Annotated in this window: 16 protein-coding genes; 13 read left to right on the top strand and 3 right to left on the bottom strand. The window is 58.3% G+C overall.

The window, feature by feature from the left end:
• Window positions 1-5: 5 nt before the first annotated feature.
• The 4 genes from AF71_RS08060 to AF71_RS08045 all read left to right on the top strand — a co-directional run bounded on the left by AF71_RS08060 (window position 6) and on the right by AF71_RS08045 (window position 4,077).
• A complete protein-coding gene (locus AF71_RS08060; RefSeq protein WP_025659150.1) occupies window positions 6-659 on the top strand; it encodes an RraA family protein in 654 nt (217 codons plus the stop codon).
• Window positions 656-1,510 (top strand): carbon-nitrogen hydrolase family protein, encoded by an 855-nt coding sequence (locus AF71_RS08055; RefSeq protein ID WP_025659151.1) that lies wholly within the window; start codon window positions 656-658, stop codon window positions 1,508-1,510. The genes AF71_RS08060 and AF71_RS08055 overlap by 4 nt, the downstream gene beginning before the upstream one ends.
• 110 nt (window positions 1,511-1,620) lie before the next feature.
• Entirely contained in the window at window positions 1,621-2,703 is a 1,083-nt protein-coding gene (locus tag AF71_RS08050) for an ornithine cyclodeaminase (RefSeq protein WP_169680832.1), read from the top strand.
• Between the two features lie 18 nt (window positions 2,704-2,721).
• On the top strand, window positions 2,722-4,077 hold the full coding sequence (locus AF71_RS08045; RefSeq protein WP_169680830.1) for an MmgE/PrpD family protein: 1,356 nt from the start codon (window positions 2,722-2,724) through the stop codon (window positions 4,075-4,077).
• Between the two features lie 66 nt (window positions 4,078-4,143).
• On the opposite strand, the gene AF71_RS08040 is transcribed toward AF71_RS08045, so the two are convergent.
• Window positions 4,144-5,514: an amidohydrolase family protein gene (locus AF71_RS08040; protein ID WP_169680828.1), complete on the bottom strand. Its 1,371-nt coding sequence runs from the start codon at window positions 5,512-5,514 to the stop codon at window positions 4,144-4,146.
• Complete coding sequence (locus AF71_RS08035) at window positions 5,496-6,194, bottom strand: response regulator transcription factor (RefSeq protein ID WP_169680826.1); 699 nt, start codon at window positions 6,192-6,194, stop codon at window positions 5,496-5,498. The genes AF71_RS08040 and AF71_RS08035 overlap by 19 nt, the downstream gene beginning before the upstream one ends.
• Window positions 6,195-6,986: 792 nt before the next feature.
• On the opposite strand from AF71_RS08035, the gene AF71_RS08030 reads away from it, so the two are divergent.
• Together AF71_RS08030 and AF71_RS08025 are read left to right on the top strand one after the other, a co-directional pair.
• Window positions 6,987-7,619: a response regulator transcription factor gene (locus AF71_RS08030; RefSeq protein ID WP_169680824.1), complete on the top strand. Its 633-nt coding sequence runs from the start codon at window positions 6,987-6,989 to the stop codon at window positions 7,617-7,619.
• Between the two features lie 219 nt (window positions 7,620-7,838).
• Window positions 7,839-8,555 (top strand): autoinducer binding domain-containing protein, encoded by a 717-nt coding sequence (locus AF71_RS08025; RefSeq protein ID WP_018856392.1) that lies wholly within the window; start codon window positions 7,839-7,841, stop codon window positions 8,553-8,555.
• Between the two features lie 120 nt (window positions 8,556-8,675).
• On the opposite strand, the gene AF71_RS08020 is transcribed toward AF71_RS08025, so the two are convergent.
• Window positions 8,676-9,299, bottom strand: coding sequence for an acyl-homoserine-lactone synthase (locus tag AF71_RS08020; protein WP_026371687.1), 624 nt, complete (start codon window positions 9,297-9,299; stop codon window positions 8,676-8,678).
• 618 nt (window positions 9,300-9,917) lie between these two features.
• Between AF71_RS08020 and AF71_RS08010 the strand changes: the two genes are divergently transcribed.
• From AF71_RS08010 to AF71_RS07980, 7 genes are all read left to right on the top strand, one after another.
• Window positions 9,918-10,886: a 3'-5' exonuclease gene (locus AF71_RS08010; RefSeq protein ID WP_018856388.1), complete on the top strand. Its 969-nt coding sequence runs from the start codon at window positions 9,918-9,920 to the stop codon at window positions 10,884-10,886.
• A gap of 167 nt (window positions 10,887-11,053) precedes the next feature.
• Window positions 11,054-12,346 carry a DUF882 domain-containing protein gene (locus AF71_RS08005; RefSeq protein ID WP_169680820.1) on the top strand — a complete coding sequence of 431 codons (1,293 nt, stop codon included), beginning with the start codon at window positions 11,054-11,056 and terminating at the stop codon, window positions 12,344-12,346.
• Between the two features lie 598 nt (window positions 12,347-12,944).
• Window positions 12,945-13,835, top strand: a complete 891-nt coding sequence (locus AF71_RS08000; RefSeq protein WP_169680818.1) for a substrate-binding domain-containing protein — start codon at window positions 12,945-12,947, stop codon at window positions 13,833-13,835.
• A gap of 105 nt (window positions 13,836-13,940) precedes the next feature.
• On the top strand, window positions 13,941-15,470 hold the full coding sequence (locus AF71_RS07995) for a sugar ABC transporter ATP-binding protein (protein ID WP_169680998.1): 1,530 nt from the start codon (window positions 13,941-13,943) through the stop codon (window positions 15,468-15,470).
• Window positions 15,467-16,429, top strand: coding sequence for an ABC transporter permease (locus AF71_RS07990; protein WP_025659163.1), 963 nt, complete (start codon window positions 15,467-15,469; stop codon window positions 16,427-16,429). Before AF71_RS07995 ends, AF71_RS07990 begins: the two co-directional genes overlap by 4 nt.
• 19 nt (window positions 16,430-16,448) lie before the next feature.
• Complete coding sequence (locus tag AF71_RS07985; RefSeq protein ID WP_025659164.1) at window positions 16,449-17,393, top strand: sugar kinase; 945 nt, start codon at window positions 16,449-16,451, stop codon at window positions 17,391-17,393.
• Window position 17,394: 1 nt separating this feature from the next.
• Window positions 17,395-18,675, top strand: coding sequence for a D-tagatose-bisphosphate aldolase, class II, non-catalytic subunit (locus AF71_RS07980; protein ID WP_025659165.1), 1,281 nt, complete (start codon window positions 17,395-17,397; stop codon window positions 18,673-18,675).
• Window positions 18,676-18,761: the final 86 nt, after the last annotated feature.

Here is an 18,761-nt window from a genome sequence, read left to right as displayed (position 1 = left end):
TATCCGTGACAATGTTCTATCAATTGATGGATCGCCATCCACCCCTGAATCCTGACCTGATCGAACTATTGTCATCGGTAGAGACGGCGACGATTGGCCACGTGGAGCATGTGGGATTTGTGGGAAGTCAGGTCCTTCCGCTGTTCCCGGCTCATGCGGCCGGAGTTGCCGTAACCGTCGCGGCCCCCGGCCGCGACGGTTCTATCATCTACAAGGCGATCGACCAGCTCATGCCCGGCGATATGCTTGTGATCTCTCGTGTCGACGGCGATGACATCGCCTGCGTGGGAGGCGGGGTGGCGATGGCTGCCATGGCGAAGGGCGCCGTTGGCATCGTCGTGGACGGTCCATGTACTGATGTCGAGGAGATCGTGGAAGTTGGGCTGCCGGTCTGGTGCCGGGGTGTGTCCTCCAAGACCACCAATCGTCAATTCAGCATCGGTGGTTCCTTGAATGTTCCCGTCGCCTGCGGACGTACCGCCGTGTTGCCTGGCCAGGCCGTACTTGCCGACCGCTCCGGAGTGTTCGTCGCCGATGCCAACCGGATGCGCCAAATCGCTGAAGCAGCAAGGCAACGCCAGCAAAGATCGGTCGCCGTGCGAACGCATCTGGCGGCAGGCAGATCGATTTTTGAATTCCAGCCGGAGACCGGATCGTGAAAATCGCGTTGATTCAAATGAACTCGCAACCGGACCGCCGCCGGAATCTGGTTCAGGCCGAGCGGCTGATGAACGAAGCGATGCGCGGAACTCCCGACCTGATTGTTCTACCTGAGCACTTCGATTGGATGGGAGGAACCGCAGATGACAAACGGCGCGCCGCCGATCGCGTCCCCGGGGGCGAGGCCTACGGTTTCATCGAGCGTTTTGCGAAGGACAATTCAGTCTGGATACATGCCGGCAGCTTGCTGGAACGGCAGCGCAACGACGGACCCGTGCACAACACGACGATCGTGTTTAATGCGCGCGGCGAGCAGGTCGGCCGCTATCGGAAGATACATATGTTCGACATAACGGCGCCGAACGGGATGACATACGCGGAATCGTCGGTTGTGACGCCGGGCGATGATCTTCTTATCTACGAGTTGAATGGATACAGGATCGCATGCGTGATTTGCTACGATCTTCGTTTCTCGCGCCTGTTCGATCGGTTGGCCAGCGAGATGGTCGATATCTTCATTCTCCCCGCTGCGTTCAACCGCCAAACCGGACGCGCGCACTTTGAGGTCCTATGCAGGGCGCGGGCGATCGAGTATCAGGCTTACTTCGTCGCATGTGGTCAATGTGGCAGTTACCCAACTCCCGGCGGCCCGCGCCGGGAAACGTTAGGCCGTTCTCTTGTTTGCGACCCCTGGGGAACGGTGATTGGCAAAGCCGGCCACTTTCCGGCAGTTCTCCAGGTCGAAATCGATCCGCATCGCCTTGCCGAAGTACGGCGCCTGATTCCGATGTCAGAGCATCGGGTGCTCCTTGATGGCAAGCACCTCCACATCAAGCCGGAACGCATGTAGCGCCGGCGTTTCGCAAGCGCTTTGCTTTCCCAGGAATTTATCCAAGCTTCATCCTGCCGTTTCCTCCGGATCGCTAGGTTCTTCCGATTGGCGAGAAGGAGAAACCGTCCATGCAGGAACAGAACATTCAAGCTAGTCGCGACGTGAAATTTCTCAATTGTGAAGAGATCCGCGCCGCAGGCGCCGACCTGACCACGCAGGAGCTTCTGGACGCAACAGATGCGGCTTGGCGGGACATCCGGTCAGGAAAATCGTTTGGTGGCAAGTCCGTGCTGTCGCTGCCAGAGGAAGCCTTCTGGGAGGTCGAAAGCGTCGCTCCATTCAAGTCCCAGTTTGAGAACGAGCGGTTGGGATGGAAATTGTCGTGCCTCTACAGCGTCAATGATCAATTCGGCGGCGTCAAGATCATCGGTGCCAACGCGTTCAACCGCAATCTCGGCTTTCCGCGATCGACCTCGACCGTACTGCTGCTGGAGAAGCGAACCCTGCGCCTCGTGACGGTTCTGGAAGGAACCGCAATGTCCGCCCGGCGCACGGGCACCTATGCAACGACGGTTCTGGGCATGTTCACGAATCCAACGGATAAGCTATCAGTCTTTTTGTTCGGGTCGGGCCCAATCGCCCGCAGCGTGATTGAGTGCCTTGATTTCCGTTTCGCAGACAGGATCGAAGAGATCGTGGTGCGTGGGCGTAGCAGGGAAGGCCTTGAGGCACTGATGGCAGACATCGCGGGTTGCACGACGATCCCAGTCATCCCTGCAAGCGACACCACACGCCTACCGTTCTGCCGGTTTGTGATCACGGCCACGAATTCCAGAACACCTCTGTTTGACGATTGCGCCCTTCATCGACGCGCCATATCGCTGCATCTCGGTGGAGATGAGGTCCCAGAGACCTACCTCCAGCGAGCACTTCGATCGGGTCTTGTCGTCTGCGATGACGTAGCGACCGTCTCTCGCCGAAATTCGCAAAGTATTGCGCTGCATTTCTCCAGGCGCGGCCTTTCCCTCGAGCAGGTCGGCCCGTTGATCGGAGTTGCAGAGCTTTCGGGCTCCGGTGATTTGCACGTCGAGCAGGAAGGTCCGACCTGCGTCACCTGCGTTGGCCTCCCGATGCTCGATCTCTATGTCGCACAGGCAACCTACAAAAAATACCGTGCTTTCAACGATCACATGCTGGCAACCCGGACTTGATGAAAGGGAGGCGGTTCATTGTACCTTTCCGAAATACTCGCCGAACATATCTCGGCTGTCGCCGCTCGACCTCCCCTTGCCGAGACGCGCAACATGGCAATCCGGTGTGTTCTTGATCTTATCGGTGCTGCCATCGTCGGTCATTCCTCCGACAGTGCAACGGCAGCGCGTCGATCCGCAGCTACCCTCTTTGGCAAAGGCGAGACGCCGATATGGTTTTCGGGACAGGAATTGGCCGCTGTCGGCGCCCTTTTCTGTAACGCAGCAGCGGCCTGCGCCCTTGATATCGATGACGGTCACCGGGCAGCACGAGGCCATCCCGGAGCCTCAGTGGTAACGACTGCCCTTACCATCGGCTCGATGCAACAGCTTGGCGGCGACGACATCATCGCTGCAATTGTCGCAGGCTACGACATTGGAGTGAGGACGGCAGCGGCACAGAACCCGCAAACTATTTCCACGCGGCAGTCGGGACGCTGGGCTGCCATCGCATCCGCCGCAACCGCGGCGGTCTTGCTCAAGGCTTCACCAGGGGTGACTGCTCAGGCGCTTGCCATTGCCGGCGTGCTTGCCCCGAACCAGCAGGCAAATGGTAGCTCGGGTTACTCGAAGATGACCGGCAACGACGTCAAGGAAGGCATCCCGTGGAGTAGTGCCACGGGGCTTATGGCTCTCGAGCTTGCGCGTCGCGGTTTTACGGGTCCTTCTGATCTGTTTGATCACCCTGACTACTACGACCCAAGGCTGCTACTCGGAGAACTCGGTCACCGTTGGGAGATCCTCGGCACTTACTTCAAACCCTATGCGTGCTGCCGCTACATACATCCGGCTCTCGATCGGCTTCTTGAGCTTGTTGAACGCTATGGTTTGACGTCAGAGACCCTCATCTCGATCGATGTCGAGACGTTCGGCTGGGCGCTCCGGCTTGCAAATCGCACCTCGCCGGAGAACCTCGTCGATGTCCAGTATAGTCTTCCCTACTGTCTCGCGATTGCCCTTGTTGACGGCTCCTCCGGATTGTTGCCGATAACAACCGAGTGCCTTGCACGCCCGGATCTCGTTGCTGCTGCAAAGAAGGTTCAGCTCGTGGTTCATCATCAGAGCGACCGCCTCTTTCCTGCCGAAACCCTGGCACGCGTCACTGTTCAAACAAAAAATGGCAAGTTTGTTTCCGACTTGGGTGGCCCACTCGGAGATCCCGGCTTGCCGCTGCTGTGGCACGGTATAGAGGAGAAGTTCTGTCGATTGACAGCCGCCAGGCTTACGCCGGGGAAGCGACAAGCCATTGTCGACGGCGTGCTGGCACTGGCGCAGGGCGAGGCAGGACCGCTATTTGCGGAAATGCCACAGTATTTGGACATGCACGAGGATTGACAGGGTTCATCGCAATGTGAGCGCCTCATGTGGGCACACTACGTCCTGATGCTGGAACCGGACGCTTCATGGGTGCTTGGGGATTTTGTCGCTTCTCGCACCGTTCCAAACGGCAAAGCGGCCATTGATCATCAGGTGCCGCACGCGAGCAAGGTTGTGGCTTTCGACAATCGCAACATCGGCACGCTTTCCAGGAGCGAGAATGCCCCTGTCTCCCGCAAACTCGGGGAAAATCCGAGCAACGTTGCCGGTTGCAAGCGCTATCGCGCCAGGCAACGTCGTCTGCTCTCGTTGTACCATGCGGTTGATCGCTGCAAGGATGCTGTCCCAATCGCCGCCGGCAAAATCGGTAGACAAGGTATCGACAAGCCCCTCACGGACCAGGAGGTCGATGTTGGTCGCGTCGTTGCGCCAGCGGGTTGTAATGCAGTCGAGTGTTGAAACGTCGATGACGACGCCACGCTTCTTGAGTTCGCGTGCGGAGGCAACACATTCATCCGGACGAAACGAGGGATGGTTGGCGTGAGCCGCCACAACGCGGGCTGATGGATATCGCACTGCCAGGTTCAGTAATGTTCGTGCTGTTGGGAGCGCGTGGTGGAATATGCCTGGCAGGCCATAGTGCGCACTGGCTGCGGCAATCTCCTCCAGTCCTCTCAAGGAGAGCGCGACAGGGGGCATGACGGTTTTCGTTATCAGCTCCACAAGTTTCTGGGCGGACATGATCGATAACAGACCGCATTCGGCGAGAAGTGCTTCGATCAGTTCAATTGGAGCTGCGTCCTTACCGTCGAGGGTGCGTCCAAGGACGGCTTCTTTGAGACTTCGCGCCCATTTCGGGGAGAGCCTGATGCCCGACAATGCAAATATCGCGTCCGGTATGAAGCGATAGTCCTGGGCCCCTCCCCCAAGCGTTTGACCACCGCCGGCTTCGCCAAGCGCTCGCACCCCAGCACCAATCATCGTCTCGATGGTCGCTGCATGATGACGGTCGCTGAGACCGGCGCCGTCAATTGCAAGTGCGGCGCGAAGGTTGCTCGGCGTATGCGCGCTCGTGATATGTATGTCGAGAGGATGGTTGTTTCGCCCATCGTCGATTTCATCGGCCAGTGCGAGGCCGCAGACATTCAGGAGAGTAGAGGTGCCGGAAAGCAGGTGTCGGTTGCGAAAGTAATCGACGTCGCTCGACCGAAAGGGCTTGGACCCGCTCGGCATCGAGGGGCCGTGCACACACCCATGCGCATGCGCGTTGATAATGCCGGGAATGATCGTGTAGCCGTCGGCGTCGATGACAAGCGATCCCGCGGCGGCCGCAAGCTGACCCTCCGCGACCTGGACAATCGTTCTGCCGCGAACACGGACGGAACCGCGGGTGTGAACTGTTGATCCATCTCCCGTGACAACGCGGCCATTGAGGATCAAGGTTTCGTACGCCATCGCGCTCTCCTTTCGGGCAGGGAGACGGAGCCGATGCCATAGCCGATGCCGCGCACCGTACGAATGGGGTCAGGGGCTCCCTCAATCCTCAGACACCTGCGCAGTCGCCCGATGTGGACGTTCACCGTCTTGCAATCGACGTATATTCCACTTGGCCAGCACTGCCTGATGATCTCCCTGCGGTCGGAAATCCTGTCGGGCTGAAGAAGGAAGTAGCGCAGGATGGCAAACTCGATCCGTGGAAGGTAGACGGGGCAATCGGCACGCCACACGCGCCGCGCCGCCACGTCCATCTCGATGTCGCCATATCTCAGGCGCTGTGTCGTGCCTTGCATCATCAATGCCCGAAGCAGATGACTGGGCGGAACCGGTCGGGTAAAGACTTCATCGGCGCCCGCGTTGAGGAAGGCGAGACCCTGGCCATGCGCCCCCGGGTCAACCAGGGCGACAATGATGATCGCGCTGCCTGCTCGAAGATCGCAAATCTGCGCACAGGCCGAAACTGCGTTCCTGACCCGGCCGTCAATCAGAAGCGCACAGACGCTGTCTTGGCGCGCGGCGATAACGATGTCATTGGCTTCTGACTGCAGGCTCGTCGCAAAGCCGGAATGCTCTAGAAGGTGGCGGGCAATGAAGCACAGATCGCCGTCCCCTGAGCCGATAACAATCGTCGGTCTCATGGCATACTGTCGCTGTTGTTGTGTTTTGGCACCCGTACAATCTCACGAGAGAGGGTGCGCTTCAAACATTGATGTCCAACGCTCGATTAAGAAATATTTCTACGATGTTCACACGACATCTAAGAACGGGACGAAGCAGACGGCACCTGTCGGACATTACGCCTTGGTATCCCCAAGTGCTGGTTTTCCATTGATATGAATGGCCAATGAATTGATTTGTCGTGAAATTGGAGGCTGCAAAGGAACGGCTGCATAATTTTGTTCTCACCTCGTCCCCTCCGGAGAACCAGATGTGTACCCCTTTGGAAATGTCGAACTTGTCGTCGGAAGAAAGCAGACTGGAGGATGAGGAGCACTGCAATGATCCCCATGTGGCAGCAAAACCCCTACCCTGCCTGACCTGTCGCAACCTCTCCTGTAAAGGACGCAAGGCTCAGCCGCAGCTGGACGGCACCGCCAAAGGCACGGCCCCAACGAATGAGCCCATCGAGTGATAGTGCCGATCATCTTGAGTTTAGTCTTCTCGACATAAGTAACACGCAAAGGTTGCAAATTGCCTTTAAAGATTAAATCGAAATGCCTGAGAAGGCGGGATTAGCAATTATGCGAGTTGGCAAGAGTAAATATTGACCGCAACCTTAGAGGGATTATCGTCGGACCTGTCATACGCTTCCGACATGGCATTCAATCCATAAGGGCAGGCGGAGAGAACTCATTCAAGCGAAGATCATCTTTGCGGATAACGGCGGCACGGATGCTCATCCAATCATTGCTGCAATCGAAAAGGAGGCGATGGCTGTGTCGGTGGTACACTCCATCCTTCAACTGCGAAGGCATCTCTATCGATCGCAATATGACGCGGTGATCGTCGATGCCGTTTCATCGCCAAACGAAGCAATCGACTTCTGTCGGCAAATCAGGACCAGCAGCGCCATCCCGATCTTCCTTATTGTGGAGCCCTTCAAGGCGGATCTGATCGTGTTGGCGCTAGAAGCCGGGGCCGATGATTGCATGTCACCTCCCGTCTCGATCCCTGAATTTGTCGCCAGGATCAACAACCTTCTGAGACGTGCCTCACACGCCCGCATTCCCACACATCGGCAACCGCTAGCATTCACCTTCGCCGGCTTTCGTCTCAGCGTTCTTGAACGCCAGCTTTGGGGTCCGGACTGCCAGATCGTTGATCTCACCTCTGCAGAATTCGATCTGCTGCTGGCACTGTGCCGGAACCCGGGAAGGCTGATGCGACGCGAAGAGTTGCTGACATCGACGCATGCCGGTGTTGCAGGACCCGTGACGCGCAGCATCGACGTCCACATCAGCCGTCTGCGTCAAAAGATAGAACACGATCCGCCGAACCCTCGCCTGCTCAAGACAGTGAGACTTGGAGGATATGTTTTCACGGCCGACGTGATGGCGGGCTAGGCCATGTCCGCGAACTATTAAGTTTTGTTTCCGGACACCGTTCCAATTGATGCGCGAGAACCATGCAACTAATCGTATGCACGCCTGATCGTCATGGACGGGCTGAAAGCTGGGTTGGCGTCGCGCAGGCGACGACGGGGTTCATTGAATTGCGCAAGGGTGGTCGTCGACATCAGCGTCCACATGGAGCTTTGCGCATCCTGGGGGAGCTTATCGGCTATGAATATGCGTACTCTTTTTCACGAAATGATCGATTCGACCGCGACAACGTCCACGGAGGATTCGCTTCGCGCCGCCGTTGCGAGGATCACCACCAAGCATGGTTTCGAGCGCTTCGCATATCTCAATCTCGACGCCGTAAGCGCCAGGAGCTTTGCCGTATCGAACTATCCGCAGGACTGGCAGGCGATGTATTTCGGCCGCTCATACATGGCGCTGGATCCCGTCGTCACTATGGGCAAACGGATGATGCGGGCGTTTCAGTGGTGCGTCGATGAGCAACGACGACGGGCGACGAAAGACGAGCGCGGTTTCTGGGACGCGGCGTCGCAGTTCGGCATTCGCGCAGGGGTGACTGTGCCGATACGCGTATGCTACGGGCAGGTTGCAATGCTGACCCTGGCTTCCTCTCAAAATTTGCGTCCAAGAGAATTCTGCGAAACCGAATGCGCCGTCGCCGCAACCTCGGCGACGTTTCTGCATTCGCGTCTCGTCTCGACGAATTGTCCGACAACCCAGCGTCAGCCAGGATTGTCCGACCGCGAGGCGCTGTGCTTGGGATGGATAGCCGCGGGGAAGTCGATGCAGGACATCGCCGAGATCCTTGGCTTGAACTACCACACCGTTCGCTGGGATCTCGACAACATCCGCGCGAAACTCAACGTAAAGAACCTGAAACAGGCACTTTCCCTGGCGCTGCAACTGGGTTTGATCTGACAGTTCCTATCGAAGAACCTGTTCGGCCACCGCGGCCGAACAGTCCTTTGGCGTCTCTTGATGGCGAGATGAATACATCCCTCAAGTGCGGATGCTCCGGACGCCGATCCAATGTCTGCCTTACGCCACCTTCACCCTTTCGACGAATTCAGAATGGTAGTCGGCAGGACAGATCCGCTCGAAGGTTGCCTGGTCGGCGGCGAGAACACCCGCAACACTTGGCGTTTCGTTGATGAGGCGAAGTTCTCCCAGACGTCTCATCGGCCAACCGGAGCGATTGAGAAGTCGCTCGAGCCGGACATCGGTTACTGTGACGATCTCGTTGTAGCCGTTGAGAAAGGACCATTCCGCAATTGCGGCAAACATGGTCCGGGTCGCCAGATGCAGCGGACGCCCCTCCATTCCGTGACAATGGTCGATGTCGACACAGAAGCGCGAGCTTTCGATCATGGACGCATGAGGGCGGAACGTGTCACCACCCCCAAGCAAGCATGAAAATAGAGTTTGCAGCATCGTTGGGCCACAGGCAGGGAGAAGGCGCGCGCAGCCAACGACATTGCTTTGCTCATCGATTGCCAGAATGTAGGTCGGCTCAAGAGCGTCGAATTCGTCGCACTCGCGCTCGCCCTTACACGCGACCCAGCCTAAGCGCTGCGCAAAGACACGGGCGCGCAGCCGATACATTTGTTCAAGGAGATCTAGGTCACGGGATGTTCGGGGTTGACTGAGTGCGACTGCCTGCATGATCAAAATCCTCCGCAATTTGGGTTACGCAATCAGCGTGAACGGAGGTGACAGAGATTTGAACTCGCAGATTTGCGGGTCGAGACAAACGGCTGCGCCGAGACGGGAACCAACACGAGCTATCTATCGAGAAAACAGTACTGCACGGTCCCGACATATGGCGCCGGAGTAGGAGCGATGAACTGCGTTGGCACAGACGCTGAGATTTAAATGCTGTGATCGAAATGGCCGTTCATTCTGTTGCTGGAGGACGTAATCACGCCGATTGCAAAGCGCGTAACCTGTTGACGATCTGTCGGACCGTCAACATTCTGGTCGCTCCGGCTGATCGCCCGGAAAAGGTCAAGAGTAACTGGATCTGGCCGGGCGCGAATGTGATGAATGCCGGAGTTCACCGAATTTCGCTCAAGGACGGACCGAAGCTGGTTGCATACGATGAGCACGGGAATTCGCAGGCGCGATCCCATTGGACGGGCCCCGGTGCCCCCTGGAGGTGACCCCGTTCCATGCAGAAAAGGTGGGGATACTGTCCGTCATCGAGAAACACCTGGCTTTGCATTGATGTAATGTGGGACGGCGCCACGTTCTAAAATGCGGCTGAGCTGAACGAAGGACTGAATGACAAAACAACTCGATATGTTTGCTTCGACGCTGGCGGCCAGCGAACTGCAAATCGAGCGTATTCGCCGAACCGATCGGAAGTCGATCGGTTGGAGTGCAGAGGAAATGGTTGAATGCCTGGAGGCAACCGGGGACTACCGCGTGTTACGCAGGCTTGCTCCCCGTTCCGCTCCCACACGTCGCCGACCGGAATTTGGACGCCTGGGCGTTCTCATCGACACCGAGACGACCGGCCTTGATCACCGCAAGAACGAGATCATCGAGATAGGTGCGGTAAGCTTCACGTTCGATGACGAAGGCCAAATCGGGGACATCGTTGATGTCTATTCTGGACTGCAGCAGCCACAAACCGCGATTCCCCCGGGGATTACCCAACTGACGGGGATCACCGACGAGATGGTGGCGGGGCAACAGATCGATATGGCGTCGTTGCGGCGGATTATCGAACCGGCAGATCTCATCATTGCCCATAATGCCGGCTTTGACCGCCCTTTCTGTGAGAGGTTTTCTCCGGACTTCAAAGACAAGGCCTGGGCGTGTTCGGTCTCTGAGATCGACTGGAGCGCGCGCGGTTTCGAGGGCACAAAGCTCGGCTACCTTGTCGGTCAGGCAGGCTATTTCCACGTTGGCCATCGCGCCGTTGACGATTGCTTCGCGCTGCTGGAAGTCCTCGACCATCAGAAAGCGGAAGCTGAGAAGCCTTTCGCCGAACTGCTCAGGGCCTCCGAGCGATCGCGCGCTCGTCTGTTTGCCGAACACAGTCCTTTCGACATGAAGGATCACCTCAAAGCACGGGGATATCGTTGGTCTGACGGGAGCGACGGTCGTCCGAAGTCCTGGTGGATCGAAGTCGACGAGGATCTTCTGGCAGACGAACTTCACTTCCTGCGAACTGAAATATACCGTTGGGACGATGCCGACCCGCCGGTCCAGCACCTGACTGCGCTGGAAAGGTATAAGGCGTAAGCTTCCACGCCGGGTCACTTCCTCTACCCGCCAAGCATGCAGCAAAATGCGCATCCCCTTGGATGCGTCAACAGGTTGTTAGGACTTTGTTGACCATAATTGCCTCTCGCATGCCTGGCTTTGCAAACCGTCTGCACGCCTGCCAGGCCAAAGGGTTGAGGTTGGCCATGTCTGATGATCCGGAAAGGCGGTTGACGCCGTGCATCTTCGGTGCTGTCGGCAGAGCGCTATGGTCAATCGCCAGACGCGCTCGGCAAGCGGCGATCGCAACACTCGCCGTTCTCCTATCAGGAATGACCGCCGAGGCAGAGGATCGTGCCTTGAAGCTCTTTTTTACGCACACCGGAGAGCGAACCACGATCACGTTCAAACGCGACGGAAGATTTGATCCGAGAGGGCTCGCGCAGATCAATCGCTTTTTGCGTGACTGGCGGAAAAACGAACCCACGCGGATGGATCCGCGTCTGCTAGATCTCGTCTGGGAGGTTTATCATCGCAGCGGTGCGCGTGACTATATCCACGTTGTATCAGCTTACAGATCTCCGACGACGAACAAGATGCTGCGCTCGCGTTCTCGAAGCTCCGGCGTTGCAAAGACAAGCCAGCATATGCTTGGCAAAGCGATGGACTTCTACATCCCTGGTGTGAAACTGCAGACATTGCGGGCGCTTGCCATGCAGTTGCAGATCGGCGGTGTTGGATACTATCCCCGTTCCGGGTCCCCCTTCGTGCACCTTGACGTCGGTCGAGTAAGGGCGTGGCCGCGGATGTCGCGGCAGGAACTCGCAAGCATATTCCCGAATGGGCGCACCATGCATGTCCCGGCTGACGGCAGACCCCTTCCGGGCTACGCCCAGGCTGTCGCCAACCACAACAAGCGCATTCAATCTGGCTCGATCGAGAACGCTGCAACAGCCGACGAGGAAGATGCTGTCGAACCCGGCCAGGCGAGCCCTTCGGCCGGCCCCATTGAGGTCGCACTCGTGCCAGTCCCATCCAGCCGCGCCGAGAGGGCCCTTTCCCACCAGGCAGGCCCAAATTCGGTCACTGCCCGGGCGAACGGCCAGGCGCCAATCGCGGATCTTTCCTTGTATGCCGTTCCGATCCCGAATCTCCGGCCTCCGGAAGAGGCGGTGGGTGCAGCGATTGATCAAATTCAGACGGCATCTATCGGTGCCGCGGAACCGGAGCAAAATACACGAAAGTTCCTCCCTTTGCTCAGGGAAGGTCCGACGTCTGGCTTCACGCTGTCCGCACGGTCCGCTGCCTCGTTGCCAATGTCCGGATCGTCGGAACTTCAAGCTGGTATCGGGAGCGTTTCGGCAAGGCGGCTTTTAAGTTGGGCTCTGCATTTGCCGGACAGGGCGCCGGGCCTTTCTGCACCGTATGGTCATCGACGCCTGATCATTCTCGACTCGGATCGAGGTCCATACAACGCCTCTCTTGCGACCTCACCTTAGTTTGAAAGTGATGGTCCCAAACGTCGGGCTGCCAAGCATTTTCGGCAGCTTTAGCGAACGACGGTCATCATAGATCCCCTATTCCGTCGCCGTCTGGATGAGGACTGAGCGCGCATCGCTGGCGGACGAATTTCCGTTGATGTCAGACATCCCCTGACGACGACGATGTAGTCTTCACCATCGTCGATTGGCCAGGCGGCCGGCAAGGCCTCGGCGACTTCGCCAGGCGTATTGACCAGCCTCTATTTCGAGGGCCAGGCAAGCGTCATGTGTTGCTCCTGCGACAACAATAAGGCCGGGATCGTCAGCATTCCATGCATGACAAGCCGTCAATATCTGCATGTCGAACTCCCGACTGCCGTGGTGACGCGACGGTGCCGCTGCAACTCATGGATATCCCATGTATTGGCGCGAGGTGGTTGCCAAGGTGATGTCGCGGAAAGCTGTCAAGGAGAGCAGCTTTGTACATATTTTATCGCGCGTATCTTTTAAAGTTGACGCGCGTTAATTTTGAAAGTATCTCTCCCGCCATCCGCCGACGACAGGAGGCCCGTCTCGCGGATGTGGCTCAACGGCCTTCGTTACACTGGGGAGGATCATGTCTCTTTCTTCTTTCGCAAAATCCCTGCTTGCCGGCGCAACCTTTGCCCTTGCGGCCGCATCTGCGCATGCTGACGGAATTGGTGTGTCACTGCTGACGCAGCAGCATCCGTTTTACAACGAGCTGGCAAAGGCGATTACCGCCGAAGCCAAGGAAAAAAACGTCAACGCCGAAATCGCCATCGCCAACCAGGATCTCAACAAACAGCTGGCGGACATCGAAGACTTTATAGTCAAGGGTGTCGACACAATCATCATGTCGCCGGTCGACAGCAAGGGCGCTTTGGCCGCTGTCATGCGTGCGCAGACCTCGGGCATCAAGGTTGTCACTGTCGACGTTCCCGTCGAAGGCGCCACGGTCGCCTCCTACATTGGCACCGATAACTATGCTGGCGGCGTCAAGGCCGGCGAACTCATGGCCGAGCAGCTGGGCGGCAAGGGCAATGTCGCGATCATTGACTACCCGCTCGTGCAGTCTGTCGTGAATCGCGTTAACGGTTTCAAGGACGCCATTGCCAAGCATCCCGACATCAAGATCGTTTCAATTCAGACCGGCATTACCCGCGCAGAAGCGCTGGCCGTCGCACAGAACATGCTTCAGGCCAATCCCGACATCAACGGCATTTTCGGCTTTGGCGACGATGCGGCACTTGCCGCTTCTGTTGCTGTCAAGTCGGCAGGCCTGACCGGCAAGGTGAAGGTGATCGGCTTTGATGGCATGCCTGAGGCAATCAAGGCGGTCGACAGCGATCCCGATATGGTCGGCGTGATCCAGCAGTTCCCGGACCAGATGGGCAAGCTCGCGGTCGATACCGCGGTAAAATTGAAGGCCGGCGAAACCGTTCCGGAAAGCCAACCGATCGTCCCGGGCGTCTACGTCAAGAAGTAACACTCCTCCTCCCGAGACGGCTTTTCCAGAGAAAAGGACCGCTCACTTCCGATGGCCCACGCCTTGCCGTGGGCCATCGTAACGCTCGACCTGAAGGATGACGTCATGGACGCCGCATGCGGTAGTACAATCCTCGAAATCAAGGGTGTGACCAAGGTGTTCGGCGCCGTCTTGGCGTTGAAGGACATGCAGCTCAGCGTGCGACGCGGCCGCGTACACACCATCCTCGGCGAGAATGGAGCCGGCAAATCGACGTTGATGAAGATCCTTGCCGGGGTTTACCAGCCGACGTCGGGTACGATTGTCCTCGACGGTGCGCCCTATCATCCCGCCAATCCCCAGGATGCGGCCCATGCCGGCCTAACCATCGTCTTTCAGGAACTTAGCCTTTGCAACAACCTGACTGTCGCGGAAAACATCCTCGCCACGCGCGAGCCCACACGCGCCGGCTTCATCAACGACAAGGCGCTCGTGCGCAAAGCCGCCGAGCTCGTAAATGAACTTGGCTTGCCGGTCTCCGTTACCGATAAGGTCGGGGACCTGTCGATCGCCCAACGCCAGCTGGTCGAGATCGCCAAGGGCCTCAGCATCAACGCCAAGGTCGTCATTCTCGATGAACCGACCTCATCACTCAGCGACAGCGAGGCGGAGATCCTGTTTGAGATCATCGCGCGCCTGAAGTCGCAGGGCGTCGCCATCATCTACATCTCCCACCGCATGGAGGAAATCATGCGGTTGAGCGACGACATAACGGTTGTTCGCGACGGCAGCTATATCACCACCCGCGACAAAACCGAGACGACGATCGACGAGCTGATCGCGCTGATGGTCGGTCGCGACATGAACGAGATCTATCCGCCCCGCGCCGTGCCCGCGCCCGCGCCCGCGCCCGCAATCGACGTGAAGCCGGTGCTTGCGGTCAAGGGTCTGTCGCGCGAGGGTGAGTTTCAGGACATTTCCTTCGATGTCAGACCCGGCGAGATTCTTGGTTTCTTCGGCCTGATCGGCTCCGGACGATCCGAGGTGATGAACACGCTGTTTGGCGTGCACCATTCATCGGCAGGCTCGATCGCCATTGACGGTGCGGAGGTGAAAATTGCCTCGCCTGTCGACGCGATCAACAGGCACATCGGCTTCGTCACCGAGAACCGCAAGGAGGAAGGCCTGGTTCTCAGCCACAGCGTTGAAAGCAACATATCGATGGCGGCGCTCGATGAGTTTGCTGGTCGGCTCGGCTTCCTAGCGCGCCGGCGAGAGCGGCTTGCCGCTGCCAGCGAAATCGGCAGGCTCGCGATCAAGACCACCTCGCTTGAGACGACAACTGGCTCACTTTCGGGCGGCAACCAGCAAAAGATTGTGCTCGCCAAGTGGCTTTTGACCAAGCCGAGAATTCTCATCCTTGATGAACCAACACGCGGCGTCGACGTCGGTGCCAAATTTGAAATCTACAAGATCATCCGCCAGCTGGCGGCGGAGGGCACAGCAATCTTGCTTGTCTCCTCCGAGCTTTCCGAAGTCATCGGCATGAGCGACCGAACTGTGGTCATGAGTGAAGGCCGCATGACGGCGATCGCAGACAAAAGCCAGATGACGCCGGAACAGATCATGAGCTTTGCGACGGGATTCCTATCATGAATGACAAGCTCGCGGCCAACGCCGCCTTCATGCGCGTAATGAAACAATATGGCGGCATCTTCCTGTCGCTGATCGTTCTCTGCGTGATCTTCTCGATCACAAACCAGCGCTTCATGTCGCTGGCGAACTTCCTGAATGTGCTGCAGCAGGTCGCTGTGATCGCCATTGCGGCCTTCGGCATGACCTGGGTGATCCTTCTCGGCGAGATCGATCTTTCGATCGGTTCCATCATCGCGGTTGCCGGGATGGTCGGCGCGCAATGTTTTCTATTCGGCCTCGGCTTCGTGCCAGCGGTCTTGCTAACGCTGTTCGCCGGCGCGTTTCTCGGTTTCGTGAACGGCGTGCTGACGGCGAAATTTCTTTTGCCGTCCTTCATCGTGACCGTCGCGACCATGGGCATCTATCGCGGCCTCGTCAGCCTGCCGACTAATGGCGCGCCAGCCATGATCATGGATCCGAGCTGGACTGCGATTGGCACCCAGAGCCTTCTCGGCATTCCCCTTGTCATCTGGTTCGTTGCCGTGCTTTTCGTCTTCAACCACATCCTTTTGTCGAAGACGACCTTCGGGCGCCGTGCCTATTTGACCGGCGGTAACCGCGAAGCGGCCCTTTATTCCGGCATCAAGGTGGACCGGCTGAAGATTGTCATCTTCATGATCTCGGGGATCATGGCGGCGATCAGTGGCATCCTGCTTTCCTCCCGCCTGTTCTCTGCCCAGACGAATGCAGGCATGAGCTACGAGCTTGATGCAATCGCAGCGGCTGTTCTTGGCGGCACAAGCCTGTCGGGTGGGGTCGGCACCATGATCGGCACGCTGATTGGCGCGCTCATCATCGGAGTGCTCAACAACGGCATGAACATGCTATCGGTTCCCTACTTCTACCAGCTCATCGTCAAGGGCCTGGTCATTCTCGTGGCCGTCTATCTCGACGTGCGCGCGAAGCGGGCGAAGCAATAAGAAAAGGGAAGCACCCGGCATGTCCAAGATACTTACCATTGGCGAAATTCTCGTCGAGATCATCGCTACGCAACGCGGCGATGGCTTCCGCGAGGCTGTTCCACTCATCGGACCTTTTCCGTCCGGCGCACCAGCGATCTTCATCGACCAGGTCGGTAAGCTCGGCCAGGAATGCGCGATCATTTCCCGCGTCGGCGATGACGACTTCGGCTGGGTCAACATCGACCGGCTAGAGGCAGACGGCGTCGACATCTCCGGTATCGAGATCGTGCCGCAGGGCACGACAGGCAGTGCTTTCGTGCGCTATCGCGAGGACGGGAGCCGGGCGTTCGTTTTCAACATCCGTCACAGCGCCTGCGGCACCATCGAGTTGTCGGACAACACGCTCGCCCTCATCGATACCTGCACCCACATGCATGTGATGGGGACGGCGCTCTATGCTCCGAGCGTCGTCAAGAGCATCCTGACGGCGACCGAAAGGGTCAAGGCCCTTGGCGGAACGGTATCCTTCGATCCAAACCTGCGGCCCGAAATACTTGATGCGCCTGGCATGCGCGAGGCGCTGCAAGCCGTGCTCGCAAAGACCGACCTCTTCATGCCGAGCGGCGAGGAGCTGTTCCTTTTTGCCGAGGCCAAGACAGAGAAGGAGGCCGTGGCCGAACTGCTTGCCAAGGGCATCAAGGCGATCGTCATAAAGCGCGGCGACAAGGGGGCCAGCTATTTCGACAAGGATACGTGGCTCGATCAGTCGGGCTACAAGGTCGAGGAGGTCGATCCGACCGGCGCCGGCGACTGCTTCGGCGCAGCTTTCGTGACCTTCTGGCTCGCCGGCTTGGAACCCGCAGCAGTCCTGCGCTACGCCAATGCGTCCGGTGCACGCGCCGTGACCAAGGCAGGCCCGATGGAGGGCGCCTCGACCCGCGCAGAACTGGACGCGCTCATCCAATCGCAAGGGAATGCGTAACATGCAGAAAAGCTACCTATCCGATATCGCAAAGTGGCGCGGACGCGACGGCGTCAAGGGCATTCCCTCTGTATGTTCTGCCCATCCTGCCGTCATCGAGGCCTCGATGCTGCATGCGCGGCGCCGCGGCGTGCATCTGCTTGTCGAAGCGACCTGCAACCAGGTAAACCAGGACGGCGGCTATACAGGAATGACGCCCGCCAACTTTCGCGCTTTCGTCGAGAATATTGCCGCTAAAACGGGCTTTGATCTTGGAAGGCTGATCCTCGGCGGCGACCATCTCGGACCCAATCCGTGGAAACATCTGCCAGCCGACGAAGCAATGGCAAAGGCATGCACGATGATCGAAGCCTATGCGAAGGCCGGCTTCACCAAGCTGCACCTGGACACCAGCATGGGCTGCGCCGGCGAGCCAGTGGCCCTCCCCGACGCAATCACGGCTTCTCGCGCTGCCCGACTTGCCGCCGTTGCCGAAGAGGCATTGGACGGCATCAACGGCATCAAGCCGGTCTACATCGTCGGCACCGAGGTTCCAATTCCTGGCGGTGCGATGGAGGAGCTTGATGTACTGGACGTGACGAAGCCGGAAGCTGCGCGCGAGACGATCAGCGTCCATCGGGATGCCTTTGAGGCGGCCGGTGTCCCGGACGCCTTCTCCCGTGTTGTCGGCGCAGTCGTGCAGCCCGGCGTCGAGTTTGGCAACGAGAACGTCATTTCCTATGTTCCGGAACGAGCCGCAGCTCTTAGCGCCGCCCTATCCGATCTTCCGGGTCTGGTATTCGAGGCGCATTCGACCGACTACCAGACGCAAGATGCTCTGCGTCGCCTCGTGCTTGATGGCTTTGCCATCTTGAAGGTCGGGCCGGGGCTGACCTTTGCACTGCGCGAAGCTTATTACGGGCTGGACCGGATCGCCGAGTTCCTGTTTGCCGGCAAGCGCAAGGAAACGCTCGTGGCCACCATCGAGCGCGTCCTCACAGCCGAGCCGAAGAACTGGGAAAAATACTATCATGGCTCCGAGGCCGACCGGCATATTCAGCGCCATTTCAGCTATTCGGACCGCGTCCGCTATTACTGGCCCCATTCCGAGATCGACGCCGCAGTGACTGCAATGTTCACGCTCCTCGACGGCGTTGATATTCCGGAGACTCTGATCAGCCAGTACCTTCAGGCAAGCTACGCTGGGGTGCGCGCAGGCAAGGTCAAGCCACGGGCGCAAGATCTGACTATCGCCGCAATCGATCACGTGCTGGATGACTACTTCGAGGCCTGCCGCGCCTAGCCAGTGCGACGGTTGCGCGACGGGCAGACATCTGCTTGAAGTGTTCCTATAGTTTAAATCGATTAAGCATGAACGAGGGTGGGACC

Origin of the sequence: Rhizobium sp. 57MFTsu3.2 (assembly GCF_012932765.1) — a bacterium.
Lineage (GTDB): Bacteria > Pseudomonadota > Alphaproteobacteria > Rhizobiales > Rhizobiaceae > Rhizobium > Rhizobium altiplani.
The sequence above is the reverse complement of the archived record's forward strand: the minus strand, read 5'-3'. Positions and strand labels throughout refer to the sequence as shown.

Bases quoted from the DNA above. Each gene is read 5' to 3' on its own strand.
- AF71_RS08050 (WP_169680832.1), top strand. From the start codon at position 1,621: ATGCAGGAACAGAACATTCAAGCTAGTCGCGACGTGAAATTTCTCAAT.
- AF71_RS08040 (WP_169680828.1), bottom strand. From the start codon at position 5,514: ATGGCGTACGAAACCTTGATCCTCAATGGCCGCGTTGTCACGGGAGAT.
- AF71_RS08035 (WP_169680826.1), bottom strand. From the start codon at position 6,194: ATGAGACCGACGATTGTTATCGGCTCAGGGGACGGCGATCTGTGCTTC.
- AF71_RS08030 (WP_169680824.1), top strand. From the start codon at position 6,987: ATGGCTGTGTCGGTGGTACACTCCATCCTTCAACTGCGAAGGCATCTC.
- AF71_RS08025 (WP_018856392.1), top strand. From the start codon at position 7,839: ATGAATATGCGTACTCTTTTTCACGAAATGATCGATTCGACCGCGACA.
- AF71_RS08020 (WP_026371687.1), bottom strand. From the start codon at position 9,299: ATGCAGGCAGTCGCACTCAGTCAACCCCGAACATCCCGTGACCTAGAT.
- AF71_RS08010 (WP_018856388.1), top strand. From the start codon at position 9,918: ATGACAAAACAACTCGATATGTTTGCTTCGACGCTGGCGGCCAGCGAA.
- AF71_RS08005 (WP_169680820.1), top strand. From the start codon at position 11,054: ATGTCTGATGATCCGGAAAGGCGGTTGACGCCGTGCATCTTCGGTGCT.
- AF71_RS08000 (WP_169680818.1), top strand. From the start codon at position 12,945: ATGTCTCTTTCTTCTTTCGCAAAATCCCTGCTTGCCGGCGCAACCTTT.
- AF71_RS07995 (WP_169680998.1), top strand. From the start codon at position 13,941: ATGGACGCCGCATGCGGTAGTACAATCCTCGAAATCAAGGGTGTGACC.
- AF71_RS07990 (WP_025659163.1), top strand. From the start codon at position 15,467: ATGAATGACAAGCTCGCGGCCAACGCCGCCTTCATGCGCGTAATGAAA.
- AF71_RS07985 (WP_025659164.1), top strand. From the start codon at position 16,449: ATGTCCAAGATACTTACCATTGGCGAAATTCTCGTCGAGATCATCGCT.
- AF71_RS07980 (WP_025659165.1), top strand. From the start codon at position 17,395: ATGCAGAAAAGCTACCTATCCGATATCGCAAAGTGGCGCGGACGCGAC.